Source organism: uncultured Shimia sp. (assembly GCF_913054185.1).
Classification (GTDB): domain Bacteria; phylum Pseudomonadota; class Alphaproteobacteria; order Rhodobacterales; family Rhodobacteraceae; genus Shimia.
The window spans coordinates 65,079-77,652 of sequence record NZ_CAJXIV010000002.1; the positions used below are offsets into that span (position 1 = coordinate 65,079).

The 12,574-nt window shown below is 54.7% G+C and carries 11 protein-coding genes; 3 read left to right on the forward strand and 8 right to left on the reverse strand.

The features are described 5' to 3' along the window. Nucleotides 1-19: 19 nt before the first annotated feature. Together QZ517_RS00900 and QZ517_RS00905 are read right to left on the reverse strand one after the other, a co-directional pair. Nucleotides 20-349, reverse strand: a complete 330-nt coding sequence (locus QZ517_RS00900; protein WP_294220559.1) for a GYD domain-containing protein — start codon at nt 347-349, stop codon at nt 20-22. Nucleotides 350-574: 225 nt separating this feature from the next. Beyond that, nucleotides 575-2,122, reverse strand: coding sequence for a helicase HerA-like domain-containing protein (locus QZ517_RS00905; protein ID WP_294220561.1), 1,548 nt, complete (start codon nt 2,120-2,122; stop codon nt 575-577). Between the two features lie 481 nt (nt 2,123-2,603). Here QZ517_RS00905 and QZ517_RS00910 point away from each other — a divergent pair, with 481 nt between their 5' ends. Next, complete coding sequence (locus QZ517_RS00910; RefSeq protein ID WP_294220563.1) at nt 2,604-3,209, forward strand: invasion associated locus B family protein; 606 nt, start codon at nt 2,604-2,606, stop codon at nt 3,207-3,209. A gap of 75 nt (nt 3,210-3,284) precedes the next feature. Here QZ517_RS00910 and QZ517_RS00915 read toward each other — a convergent pair whose 3' ends face one another. The 4 genes from QZ517_RS00915 to QZ517_RS00930 are packed head-to-tail and all read right to left on the reverse strand — an operon-like array spanning nt 3,285 to nt 7,425. Continuing rightward, on the reverse strand, nt 3,285-4,493 hold the full coding sequence (locus QZ517_RS00915; protein ID WP_294220567.1) for a beta-ketoacyl-[acyl-carrier-protein] synthase family protein: 1,209 nt from the start codon (nt 4,491-4,493) through the stop codon (nt 3,285-3,287). A gap of 32 nt (nt 4,494-4,525) precedes the next feature. Next, a complete protein-coding gene (locus QZ517_RS00920; RefSeq protein WP_294220572.1) occupies nt 4,526-4,789 on the reverse strand; it encodes an acyl carrier protein in 264 nt (87 codons plus the stop codon). 45 nt (nt 4,790-4,834) lie between these two features. Beyond that, on the reverse strand, nt 4,835-5,926 hold the full coding sequence (gene lpxD, locus QZ517_RS00925) for a UDP-3-O-(3-hydroxymyristoyl)glucosamine N-acyltransferase (RefSeq protein ID WP_294220576.1): 1,092 nt from the start codon (nt 5,924-5,926) through the stop codon (nt 4,835-4,837). A 32-nt stretch (nt 5,927-5,958) separates the two neighbouring features. Beyond that, on the reverse strand, nt 5,959-7,425 hold the full coding sequence (locus QZ517_RS00930; RefSeq protein ID WP_294220579.1) for a L,D-transpeptidase family protein: 1,467 nt from the start codon (nt 7,423-7,425) through the stop codon (nt 5,959-5,961). A 465-nt stretch (nt 7,426-7,890) separates the two neighbouring features. Between QZ517_RS00930 and QZ517_RS00935 the strand changes: the two genes are divergently transcribed. Then, nucleotides 7,891-8,466 carry a DUF882 domain-containing protein gene (locus QZ517_RS00935; protein ID WP_294220583.1) on the forward strand — a complete coding sequence of 192 codons (576 nt, stop codon included), beginning with the start codon at nt 7,891-7,893 and terminating at the stop codon, nt 8,464-8,466. A 96-nt stretch (nt 8,467-8,562) separates the two neighbouring features. On the opposite strand, the gene QZ517_RS00940 is transcribed toward QZ517_RS00935, so the two are convergent. Beyond that, nucleotides 8,563-9,504, reverse strand: coding sequence for an ABC transporter ATP-binding protein (locus QZ517_RS00940; RefSeq protein ID WP_294220587.1), 942 nt, complete (start codon nt 9,502-9,504; stop codon nt 8,563-8,565). 72 nt (nt 9,505-9,576) lie between these two features. Further along, nucleotides 9,577-9,969 (reverse strand): hypothetical protein, encoded by a 393-nt coding sequence (locus tag QZ517_RS00945; protein ID WP_294220590.1) that lies wholly within the window; start codon nt 9,967-9,969, stop codon nt 9,577-9,579. 216 nt (nt 9,970-10,185) lie between these two features. Between QZ517_RS00945 and QZ517_RS00950 the strand changes: the two genes are divergently transcribed. Continuing rightward, complete coding sequence (locus QZ517_RS00950; protein ID WP_294220593.1) at nt 10,186-12,528, forward strand: ankyrin repeat domain-containing protein; 2,343 nt, start codon at nt 10,186-10,188, stop codon at nt 12,526-12,528. Nucleotides 12,529-12,574: the final 46 nt, after the last annotated feature.

Genomic DNA, 12,574 nt, shown 5'->3' on the forward strand with positions numbered 1-12,574 from the left:
TTTCAGGCGCCCGTTTTTATCAGTTTGGCGGGGTGTAGGCGGCGGCCCCTGCTTTGGCTTTCTCCATCACCGTGACAGCCTGTGCCGTGGTCATGAGCTTTGTTGTGGCGCCAGATGAAAACGCGCCGGACGCACCAATGATCATAGACACCGCTCCGACGGTTTCATCATCTGGCGCCTCGACAATGGCAACAATGTCTTCCTGCCCCATCATGAAATACATAGAGAGCAATTTACCGCCTGCAGCTTCGATCAATGCGCGCGCTGGGGCTTCACGATCGTGGGGATTGGCCATCATCGCTTTCATCGCGTCTGATGTGTAACGGGCCTGGAACATATAATGGGGCATGTGACTTACCTCTCTGAAGTCACTGTCTCCGACACTTTAGGCAATATCCCATCGCAATCCGGCAGTCTTTTTAAGCGCCGGACAACAAATAAAGCCTGCACAATAGCAGGCCGGTGAACGTCTGGATTGCTCTGGGGTTTTCAAGGCAATTCGTGGACAACAAGTGTCCACGATCCAGGACCCCTAACACAAAACGCGCGAAATCCGAAATACATCGGACGTGCCTCACCGCCCCTTGAACAATCCGCCAAGAACGCCGCGCACGATGCGCCGGCCTGTGGTACCAGACAGCTCTTTCATCACCATTTTCGTCATCGCCTCGCCAAAGGTGTCATCGGCACGCACACGTAACGTACGCGCAGAGGAGCGGCGCACCCGCGAGCCAGAGTAACGACGCGCAGACGTGAACTCGCGCTCCATTGTTGTCATCTCCTCTTCGCGTTCCTCGAGCTTTTCAGCTTCTTGTGCAGCTGCTTTGGCGCGGTTGGTGAGGATTTCATATGCGGAGCGCCGATCTACCGGTGTTTTGTATTTTCCGGCCAATGGCGATGCGGCCATCACCTCTTGGCGCGCAGCGGGTGACAATGGGCCAAGTTGGGAGGATGGCGGGCGGATCAGGGTGCGCTCGACAATGCCGGGCACACCTTTTTTCATCAGCATGGAAGTGACCGCTTCTCCCACTCCAACTTCGCGGATGGCTTCTTCGGTCACAAACCGTGGGTTGGGACGATAGGTCTCAGCTGCCAGCCGCAGCGCTTTCTTGTCGCGCGCCGTGAAGGCACGCAGGGCGTGCTGCACACGGTTGCCAAGTTGGCCAAGGATGTCCTCGGGGATGTCATCCGGGTTCTGGGTGACAAAATAAACACCCACCCCCTTGGAGCGGATCAGGCGGGCCACCTGCTCCACCTTGTCCACCAGCGCTTTGGGGGCGCCATCAAACAGAAGGTGGGCTTCGTCAAAGAAAAACACCAGCTTGGGTTTGTCGGGGTCGCCGACTTCGGGCAGACTTTCGAACAGCTCTGAAAGAAGCCACAGCAAGAAAGTTGCATAAAGGCGCGGCGCGCCCATAAGCTTGTCGGCTGCCAGAATGTTGATCTGGCCGCGGCCATCTGAAGCCGTGCGCATCAAGTCCTCAAGCTCCAGCGCGGGCTCGCCAAATAGCTTGGACGCCCCTTGGTTCTCCAGCACCAACAAGCGACGCTGGATGGCGCCAATGGAGTTCACCGAAATATTGCCATATCGCAGTGCCAATTCAGCGCGGTTTTCGCCAACCCAGACCAGCAGGGCCTGAAGGTCTTTGAGATCCAGCAACGGCATGCCCTGCTCGTCTGCCAGCCTAAAGGCAATATTGAGGATGCCTTCTTGGGCTTCGCTGAGTTCCATAAGTCGGGCCAACAAGAGTGGTCCCATCTCCGCGACGGTGGTGCGCACCGGGTGGCCTTGTTCACCAAACAGATCCCAAAAGGTGACCGGAAAAGCCTCATAGACAAAATTGTCAAATCCGATTTTCTCTGCACGTGATGTGAAGGCTTCATGCAATTTGAAATCCGCCGCCCCCGCGGCGGCCAACCCGGAGAGATCGCCTTTCACGTCTGACAGGAACACCGGCACCCCAGCAGCAGAGAAGCCCTCGGCGAGAATCTGCAACGTTACAGTCTTACCGGTGCCCGTTGCGCCGGCAATCAAGCCATGTCTGTTGGCATATTTCAGTGTCAGACCCTGCTTCTGCGCATAATCTGCACCACCGCCACCCAGAAAAATCTTACCGTCCATCAGTCGCTTACCCTTCAGATCCCTTATTTATAACGCTCTAAATCGCGCGTCACATATATTGTTAACCTTTATATGGCAGTTTCGTAACTGTTCTGGAACAGCCCAAACGGGTTTGGAACAGAACTCCTCCCTGTTGAGACTGGCCGCACTTCATGTGCGGCCTTTTTTTTGAACAAAATCAGCAGAGGAACTTCCCTTTTTCCGGTTGACCGAAGGTCCATTTCTTCGTAGCGTTTCGACAATAAAATAAGTCGGCCAGTCCGACGGGGAGTGAAAAATTTGGAAGAGGGCCTTTTTGAGGCCCTTTTCTTTTTGTGCACGCCCTTCAGTGCGTGCCAACACATTCACACCATCCCCAACTTAAGAAAACAAAATCAGCAAGTTTCTGCTCGAATGCACTGGCTTTTAAGAAAGCCAATCCTGACAAGTCAGCTGGGCCATGCTAAGCGAGCTTAACGACATCCAAAGGACTGAGACAGACATGCGGAACTTCACTTTCTTTGCGACAGCCATTTCTCTGACCCTGATGGCAGGACCAACTTTGGCGCAAGGTGTCCCCTCTCTCGCGGACGGCTCGTTGGCCATGGGGGAAGCGGTGAGTGAAGCGGCGCAGCCGCAATCCCCGGCACAGCTGGAAGAAAATGTATCGTCCGAAATCATCGGGGATTGGGATCTGCAATGTGCCACCACCGGACCAGAACCGCGCCCTTGTCGCCTGTATCAACTTATGCGCGACGACACTGGTAACCCTGTTTCAGAAGTGACGCTTTTCTCTTTGCCCATTGCAGAGGGTGAAGCCGTGGCCGGTGCCACTGTGATCGTCCCCTTGGAAACACTTTTGACCGCTCAGTTGACCATGTCGGTTGATGGAAAAACCACACGCCGCTACCCGTTTGCGTTTTGTAACCAACTGGGTTGTATCGCGCGCATTGGATTGAGCGCCGAGGACATCACCAACTTCAAGAACGGCAACAAAGCTGTTCTGAGCATTGTACCTGCCCTGTCACCCACCCAATCCGTGAATGTGAACATGTCCTTAACTGGGTTCACCAAGGCCTTTGATAAAGCCGCCAACAACGGCCAATAACACCATCACGGAACCCCTTGAAGAAAGCCGTCGTCCTCACAGTTGGCGGCTTTTTGGGTTTTCAGATACAAGGTGTTAGACGCGGCGCAGCGCCAATACGGCATTTAGGCCACCAAAAGCAAAGGCGTTGGACAGCACAACATCGACAGAGGCCTCGCGGGCTTCGTTGGGTACAACATCCAAGGCACATTCAGGATCTGGCTCTTCATAGCCAATGGTTGGTGCAATCACCCCGTCGCGTAACGCCATGATGCAGGCCAACAGCTCCACGGCCCCGGTGCCGCCGATCAAATGACCATGCATTGATTTGGTGGACGACATCATCAAATTATCAGCATGTGGACCAAACACATCTGCGACAGCGCTGCATTCGGTTTTGTCATTGGCTGCTGTGCCTGTGCCGTGGGCATTGATGTAGCCCACTTCCTCGCGATTGACCCCAGCGTCTTGAAGGGCACCTGCGATGGCTCGAGACGCACCCTGGCGAGAAGGCATTACGATGTCAGAGGCATCTGACGTCATGGCAAAGCCAATAACCTCAGCCAAAATCTCTGCACCCCGCGCTTTGGCGTGGTCCATCTCCTCAAAAACAAACACACCGGCGCCCTCGCCCTGCACCATGCCGTTGCGGGTGGAGGAAAACGGCCGACATGCGTCTTTTGACATGACGCGCAGACCTTCCCAGGCTTTTACGCCGCCAAAACACAACATGGACTCGGTCCCGCCAGTGATCATCACTGGGGCCATGCCAGAGCGCACCATCTGAAAGGCTTGTGCCATGGCGTGATTGGAACTTGCACAAGCAGACGCCACGGTGAAACTTGGGCCCTTAAGATTGAACTCCATGCTGATGTGGCTGGCGGCCGCGTTGTTCATCAGTTTGGGCACCACAAAAGGATGCACCCGATTTTTGCCGTCTTCGTAAACGGTGCGGTAGTTCTCATCCAAAGTTTGCATACCACCGCCGGAGTTGCCCATCACAACACCTGATTTGGCAGACAAAGCACCGGAAAACTCAAGGCCGGACTGAGCCAGCGCCTCACGCGCGGCAATCAGTGCAAACTGGGTGAAGCGATCATAGAGCGCCAATTGCTGGCGATTGAATATGGTGTCGGAGGCAAAGTCGCTGACCTGCGCGCCAATCTGCACAGCAAGCCGCTCAACGTCGCGCATTTCAAGAGGACCAATACCGCAGTGGCCTTCTTTCATAGCGCCAAGTGTTTCTGGCACATCGTGCCCCAAGGCGTTGATGGTGCCCGCGCCTGTGATAACGACCCGTTTCATTTTCGCTGCCCTACTGACTTGATGCGTTTTTGTTATTCGGTTGGCGCGCTGACCACCAGCTTTTCAATTCCGGCGATGATGCTGGCCACGGAAGAGATATCAAAATCGCTCTTCTCCGGCTCATTGGCGTTAAAGGGAATGGAAATGTCGAACTCTTCTTCGATGGCAAAGATACTCTCAACCAAGCCGAGGCTGTCAATTCCCAGGTCTTCCAGCGTATTTTCCAACGTCACATCAGAAGGCTCCAGCACCGCTTGTTCTGCGACGATAGCAATAACACGGTCTTTGACACTCATAGTCTCATCCTTTGATAAACAGCGCACTCGTTTAAGGGAGGCGGCTTACGTCTTTGAACCCAGTTTTGAAACGGTTTTTTGAAGATCGGCAAATTGCTTGGCCAAACGAGGCAAACGTCGCAAGGCTTTATACATCTCCAGATTTGTGTCCATCTTGACCGCGGGGGAGCCAAGCACAACCTGCCCTGCCGGCACCTTGTTCATCATCTTGGTGGCACCGCCTGCAATCACATTGTCGCCAATGGTGGTGTTGTCAGTGACGCCACACTGGCCGCCAAACACCACATTGTTGCCAATCACAGTTGAGCCCGCGATACCAACTTGTCCAGCAAACAGACAGTCATTCCCAACCACAACGTTATGGGCGATGTGCACTAGATTGTCGATTTTACAGCCATTGCCAATTCGCGTGTCGCGCACCGTGCCGTAGTCGATACAGCTGTTGGCACCAATTTCCACGTCATCACCAATAGTGACTGCACCAAGCGAGTGGATACGCGCCCACGCCTGCTCCCGCACGTCGCCCTGATCCCCCAAAGAGGCGCGGGCCTTTTCAACACCGCTGGCTTCTGGGGTCACGAAAGACATGCCATCCGCGCCGATACGCGCGCCCGGCTGGCACCAAAAACGATCCCCAATTGTAACCCGTGCACCAATAGAAACGTGATCGCGCAGAAATCCGTCATTGCCAATACTGCTGTCAGCGCCGATGTGACAAAACGGACCGACTACCGTGCCCGCCCCAATAAAAGCACGTGGGCCTATCACCGCGTAAGGCGCTATTGTGACACCTTCCGCCACAGTGGCTGTCTCATCAATCAACGCTGTTGGGTGAATGCCTTTGGGGAAATGCTGCCCTGGATCCATCATGCGCGACAGACCTGACATGGCATAGCGGCCCCGTTTGGCGGTGATCGCCGCCTCCAGCCCCATGGCTTGCCAATCTGCCCCATCCCAAAGCAGCGCCACGCGAGCCTGACCTTTGGCAAGGCCGTCTGCAAACTTGGGATTGGTCAGGAGCGCAAGGTCGTCAGGGCCAGCCGAGGCTGGCTCTGAGACACGTTCTACAATCAATTCGGTGTTGCCATGCGCCTCCGCGTCAATTGCCGCAGCAATTTCCTGAACAGTGAACGCCATGCGCGGTCCTCCGAAGTGATCTTGGAGGCGTTTTATCCCTGATGGGAGGCTAACACCACCCCTTCATTGGTCAGCGCATTCCAGATCTTGGCATCACGCCCATAGATATCCCGACGATACTGCACCGGGCCTTTGGCCTCGGTGTAAGCGGTGCGGTAAATGATGTGTACGGGAATTGGCTGATCCAAATCGACCCGCGTCTCGCGGCTGGTTTTTAACGTTTTATGGAAGAAAGCTTTAGGCGCGCTCTCTTGTGGCTCCAGCAAGGTGTAGGCAAAATCAAACGGCTGTTGCAGGCGGATACAGCCGTGGCTGTAGGCCCGCATTTCCCGTTTGAATAGTGCTTTTTGCGGCGTGTCATGCAGGTAGATGTTGTGCTTGTTCGGGAACATGAATTTCACCAGCCCCAGAGCATTGCGGTTGCCCGGTGCCTGCTTCATGTCAAAGGGGAAGTTGCGCGTTGTGAACTGGGAGAAATCCACCGTGCCACGATCCACAGTCTGGCCACGGCCGTTCACCAGACGCAAATAGCTCACGGCATTTGGGTTCCGCTTCAGCATTGGCAGGTATTCTTTGGTCGCGATCGAGCGTGGCACGTTCCAGGTTGGATTGATCACCATATGAGTCATCGTGTCCGAAAACTCTGGGCTGCGACGATCTGATTGGTTTTTGCCAATTACCGAACGGGTGCGGAAGGTCAGCTTGCCGTCGTCAATCACCTTGGCGGTGAAGTCAGTCAGATTGACCAAGATCTCACGTCCAACAATCTCGCGGGTCAGCCAGCGCTCACGTTCCATGGCCACCATGATCGACTTCAGGCGCTGCTCTGCGGAAACGTTGATCTCAGTGATGGTGCCTTTGCCCGCCACGCCATCGCTTTCCAACCCGTGCGCGACTTGAAACGCCTGCACAGCTTTCTCCAGATCGCGGTCATATCGGGCGGTCGCGGAACGCTGCATAAAGCCCATGCGCATCAAACGGTCGCGCAAGGCAACAACAGAATCTCCGGTGTTGCCAGGTTCCAGCTTGGCCACCGGCACGGTTTTGCCCCAGCCGCCATTGGCGGTCAGACGCTGCAGGCGCAGCTTTTCTTTCATCAAGCGGGTGTATTCTTGCGTCTGTGGCGCCAGAGACCGCAAAAACGCTTTGGGATCGTCGGTGGCTGCAAAACTCTGGATCAGTTCAGTCCGATCTCGGCGTACAATCTCACGCACAATGCCACTGTCGACACGGGAGGGCACCAGTATGCCGGAGTTGATGTCACGGGCATATCGCAGATAGGCTTTGGTAAGCGCCACTTCGACCATACCCAGATCCCGCACACTGCGGGCTCCGGCCATTTGAGCAACCAATTGGTCAGTGTTGTACCGTCCTGCGGGAAGAGCGTGATCCTCCACTCGACCAAGAGCCGAAATGAGCGCCTTGCGACGCGCTACAAAGGAATCACCGTCACCAGTCCACACCGGTTCATAGGCTGATTCCCGATAAAATGTGGCCACATCCGCGTCTCGTGCAGCTGCCTCCGCAACAGCTTGCTTAAAAGCTGGAAAAGCTTGCGCAACGCTTGAAAGCAAAAAAACCGCGAGAAGCGGCGCGAAAAAAGCACCGAAAAAACCGCGCGTTAGCATCCTGTGAACCATGTTACATTCCCAAAGTAAAAAGCCGTCCTGTAAGGTGGCTGACTATAGTCTCACCTGTCCAATCACAAGTTCGCAAACTGAATAAACCTTTATTCAACTGTTGCCGTGTTACCCAGATGATGTCGGGACCAGATGGAACGAACTTCTCCATCAATTAAGCAAAGTTTCGCCGAAATATGGCGTCAGGCTTGGTCAAGGCAGAAAAGAACTCTTGGTTGAATATTCCCTATGTGGCATAAAATCCGCACATCTGAGGGGATGAAGATGAACATACGCCCGCGTAACATCGCGGTGGCAGGTTAGCGACGGGACAGGCGCTGAAACATGAATGAACCAAATGACTGCTCTTTGAGCATGACACGGCGCGGCCTATTGGGCGCGTTTGCAGCAACCGCACTTGTGGCGGCACCAACTTACTCCAAGGCCGCAGGCTTCCTGCGCGGTGGAGGCGACATCCGACGTTTGAAGATGTACTCCGGTCGGACCGGTGAGCGCATCGACACCATCTATTGGGTCGAAGGCAAATACATCAAAGACGCGGTGAAAGAAATCAACGCATTTATGCGGGATTGGCGCACCAACGAGGTGATCAGCGTCGACACACGCACGGTCGACATCATGGCAGCGGCACACAACCTTATGGATGTGAATGAGCCCTACATGTTACTTTCCGGTTACCGCAGCCCAAAAACCAATGCGATGCTGCGCTCCCGCTCTCGCGGTGTGGCCAAGAACTCTCTGCATATGAAGGGTCAGGCCGCTGACCTGCGACTGGGGTCACGCTCGGTTCACCAGATGGCCAAGGCCGCCGCGGCGTGTCGTGCCGGAGGCGTGGGCCGCTACTCCGGATCCAACTTTGTGCATATGGATTGTGGTCCTGTGCGTCAGTGGGGCCGCTAAACATCCCTCGTGTTGGTGGGTGTCCCACCATCAACTCACCGAGCTTCAAAGGCGCCGATTTCGGCGCCTTTTTGGTTTGCGGCAATGTCAAACTACCTAAGCCTTTTGAGTTGGTTTGCCTGATAGACCTCCCCCCACAATCAGATCAAACTTGACCCGTACAGAGCTGAGTTCTTTATAAAAATTCAAAAGAAGCCGCCAAGGTCCATTAATTTTTTCAAGCGCTGATATGGATGCAACCACCGTCCCGATGTCTGAGCGTCCTTCCATCATCAAAAAGCCACCAATCATCAAAATTCCTACAAGGCCAATGCCGCTGAGAATGTTCATCAAAAACTTCATCGAGAGCTTCAGCCGGAAAATACCGCGCCGGGTTTCATAGATATTGTCAAAATCATCGAGAACTTGCTGTTGGGCCTCTTTCATTTCAGCCAAGTTTTCTTCTGACAACGTGCCAGCTGCATGTCGCAGCACAATTGTGCGTTCCTTTACCCGTTTGTTCACCCGCTCTTGCAATAGCAGTACAATCAAAGCCTGCGGGACAACTACAGCCACCAGAAAGCCGCCAAGGTAGGGCTGGGTCGCTGCCACAAACGACACCACGGACACCAACGTGCCAAGTTGTACCACCGGGTTGGCCAAGGCCTGACCTACAAAGCGCCCGACTTCCTCCGATTCAGCAGAGATGATTGTCGCAATTGTGCCGGTGGACTGCTTTTGGATCGCCAGGTCCTGCGTGGTGTCGTGACGCGCCTCATAGACAGCTGCGCGAATGCGCCGGATTGTGGCTTCCCCCAGCAGGCTACTGCGATAATTCAGAATAAATTTGAAAATGTTGGTGACCACGATCACCGCCAAATATCCACCGCACATCCAGACTAATGTCCGGACCTCAAGGCCAGGCCCAAGGCTGTTGATGATGTCTTTCTGAAACTGCAATGGCACTGCCGCCAGTGCCGCGACAATTAACGAAAGCACCACCAAGAGGATTTGCGACCGACCAGTGGCGCGTAAAATTCGAGCGTAGAAGCGGATCATTCTCTCATCCCTTTGAGGGACCTGCGGACAGGCAAAATCAAAGCAAACTCAATCACCTGACCGAAAAAATGTCTAGCCTTCGTAGCGCCATCCACCACGCCGCTCCGCCAACTCACGTTCCCCTGGCAGAAGTGTACCCAATTTAACTTGCCCTGCCGTGATAGCAGTTGCCGCCTGATCAGGTTCAGACGCAACCGAAGTTGCGGGTTCCGCAGCCTGCTCAGGCGCCGGCTGGATGTCTTGCGGCGCGTGAGCCTCTTGCACTGGGGACGTTGGCGCGGAGGCTGGCGTTGTTGTCGTTTCCGCCGGTTTTGTTCCCATTTGAGTAACCACATAAAACGCCACAGCCGCGAGCGCGGCGGACAAAAAAACGTTCCAGCCCAGACCCAAGATGGTGATGAGCAAAACCGCAAAAGCGGCCAGCAAGGCGACTGTTGAACTCTTCTTTTTTTCAGTCTGTGCCATGTGTGTTCCTCCCCGAACTGACAAAACTATAGATCTCCCCTGCCCCACCACCTAGGAAAACATGGGTTTTGCCAATTGGCCTTTGGTCGCAAAACAACCTGTGCGCAGGAGCGTGAAGCAGAGCCTGCCGCAATTTTATGCATCCGGATGTCAATTTTCAGAGTCTCTCAACTTCTTCTCGCTAGTCGATATAGACCAACCAGTGGGAGCTGAAAATTGGATCAACTAGTAAAAGCCGCCTCCGCAGAAGACCTCTTTGCGTTGATAGACGCGGCACCCAACGACGTTCAGGCCGGCCCAATTGCGGGGCTGATGAAGAACGGTGATATCTCGGACCTAATGTTATCTGTGGCTGCCGGCGACCTGGACGCCGTGCGCGAAAACGCGAAAGTTGGCAGCGGCGTAAATTTCCAAGGCGCCTTTGGCACCAGCCCCTTGCTGTTTGCAGCAACTCTCAAGGAGCCAACCATTTTCCGGCTTCTTATCGAGAATGGTGCACGCATCGATTTGTGTCTCAACGGGGACGCATCCGCCGTCACCTGGGCGGCACGCTATGCATCGGTTGAAACCATGGCCTACGTCATCACTGCGGCCTTACAACGGGAAGACCGCTCCCACGCTATTTTCTTTCAAGCGTTGGAGGGCGCGGTCCAGGCCCATGATCCGGAAGCAAAACTTGATCGTCTGGTGGGGTTTGGCTTCAACTTTATCCTGCAAAACCCACAGAAATGGGGGGCAATGCATGTGGCGGCGCGTTTGGGCACCGTAGATGTCATCAAAAAAATGACGGGATTTGGTTTGGATGTTTCTGAAGCCGGGGACAGTGGCCGCACGCCGCTTCATGTTGCGGTAGAGGCGTCCAACTACGAGACTTTGAAAGCCCTAATCGCGCTGGATGCGAACCTCAACGCGCCTGACAATCGCGGTGAAACACCTGTTTTTTATGCTTCCAGTGATGATGGCGGGCGCATGTTTGACACGTTGGTCGATCTGGGTGCGGATGCCACGGCACGACGCAAAGACGGCGGGACCATTCTGCATAAGGCCGCTAGTTCTGGCGACGTGCGCTTATTTGAACGTTTGATTGCCAAAGGCATTGGCCTTGAAGATCAGGACTCCAAAGGCAACACGGCGCTGCACGCCGCTTCAGCTGCAAGTCAGTTGGTGGCAATGCGCAAGTTGCACACTCTTGGGGCGGATATGGAAGCGTTGAACGGGCGTGGCGAGACGCCAATTTTCCTGACTATCAACGCCGACAATCCAGCCTCATTCCGGGCACTGGAAACACTTGGTGCGGACCTGACAAAGCATCGCAAATACGGCGCCAGCCTCTTGCATGACGCTGCCCGTTGGGGCCGAATGGAAGTTCTCGAGACTTTGCTGGAACGTGACGTGAATGCGGACAGCAAAAACGAGTTTGACGAAACTCCTCTGCACTTCGCAGCCAAATTTGGCCACGTTGAAGTGATCAAAAAACTGCATGAATTTGGCGCCGATTTGGAAGCTGAAAACAAGCAGGGTGAAACACCAATCAACAGCTCGATGGAAGCGTTGGGGCGTGTTTCCTTCGCCACACTGTCGCAACTTGGCGCAAACACCAAAACACTGAACCGCTTTGGCGAAGGCCTGATCCATTCCTCTGCCCGCTGTTCCGACTTTGGGATTTTTGAAAAAGTGATTGAGGAAGGTGTTGACGTGAACGCCACCTCCGAGATTGGCGAAGGCGCGTTCCACTATGCAGCCCGATCCCCCTTGGCGCATAAAAAGTTTGAAGTTCTGACCTTATTGGGCGCAGAAATTGAAGCCGAAGACGACCGAGGCCGCACTGCGATGCACTCAGCTGCCGAGGCCAAAAACATGCCTGGGATCACGGCACTGTATGATATGGGCCTCAACCCTGTTGCGCAGGACAAACAAGGCGTGACACCACTGCACCTAGCCGCAGGCTCCAGTCGTTCTGAAGGCACCAAAGCGATCAAGTCCTTAGTGGGCATGGGTGCTGATCCAAACGCAATAGACAGCAGCGGACGCACGCCTCTACATGCGGCCGCCGAGTCTGGTCATGCCAGCAACATTCGCGCGTTAATCAAGCTTGGCGCAAAAATTGACGTGGTTGACCCCAACAAAAACACACCGCTGCACCTCGCGATCATCGCAGAGAAAAAAGACACCGCTGATGAGCTTTGCAAACAGGGCGCCAATATGGACGCCCGCAACGCAGATGAGCGCAACCCGCTGCATCTGGCTGGCCAAGCGCAGAGCCGCCGGATGGCCTTGATCCAACTCCTGATCAACCGCGGCACGGACATCAACTGGCGGACGGGAAAAGGCGAAACCGTGGCCCATATGATTGCCGAAGACAACGACCTGAAACCGATAGTGCTCATCCGCCATATGGAAGAGCTGGCGGATTTGGGTGTCGATTTTTACTTCCGCAACCGCAAGGGCCTTGGTGCGTTGCAGATTGCACAGGAACACATCGAAAGCTTTGGCGAAGAATGGGAGCTCAAAAAGATCGCCGAGATCCGCAAAAAGCGCGGGCGTGCCAGTAAGAAGTAACTGATCCAAGTGTAGAGAAGGCGGCCTTGTAGGCCGCCTTTTTTCG

Excerpts from the sequence above, each read along its gene's own strand:
- QZ517_RS00900 (WP_294220559.1), bottom strand. The coding sequence starts at position 349 with ATGCCCCATTATATGTTCCAGGCCCGTTACACATCAGACGCGATGAAA.
- QZ517_RS00905 (WP_294220561.1), bottom strand. The coding sequence starts at position 2,122 with ATGGACGGTAAGATTTTTCTGGGTGGCGGTGGTGCAGATTATGCGCAG.
- QZ517_RS00910 (WP_294220563.1), top strand. The coding sequence starts at position 2,604 with ATGCGGAACTTCACTTTCTTTGCGACAGCCATTTCTCTGACCCTGATG.
- QZ517_RS00915 (WP_294220567.1), bottom strand. The coding sequence starts at position 4,493 with ATGAAACGGGTCGTTATCACAGGCGCGGGCACCATCAACGCCTTGGGG.
- QZ517_RS00920 (WP_294220572.1), bottom strand. The coding sequence starts at position 4,789 with ATGAGTGTCAAAGACCGTGTTATTGCTATCGTCGCAGAACAAGCGGTG.
- lpxD (WP_294220576.1), bottom strand. The coding sequence starts at position 5,926 with ATGGCGTTCACTGTTCAGGAAATTGCTGCGGCAATTGACGCGGAGGCG.
- QZ517_RS00935 (WP_294220583.1), top strand. The coding sequence starts at position 7,891 with ATGAATGAACCAAATGACTGCTCTTTGAGCATGACACGGCGCGGCCTA.
- QZ517_RS00940 (WP_294220587.1), bottom strand. The coding sequence starts at position 9,504 with ATGATCCGCTTCTACGCTCGAATTTTACGCGCCACTGGTCGGTCGCAA.
- QZ517_RS00945 (WP_294220590.1), bottom strand. The coding sequence starts at position 9,969 with ATGGCACAGACTGAAAAAAAGAAGAGTTCAACAGTCGCCTTGCTGGCC.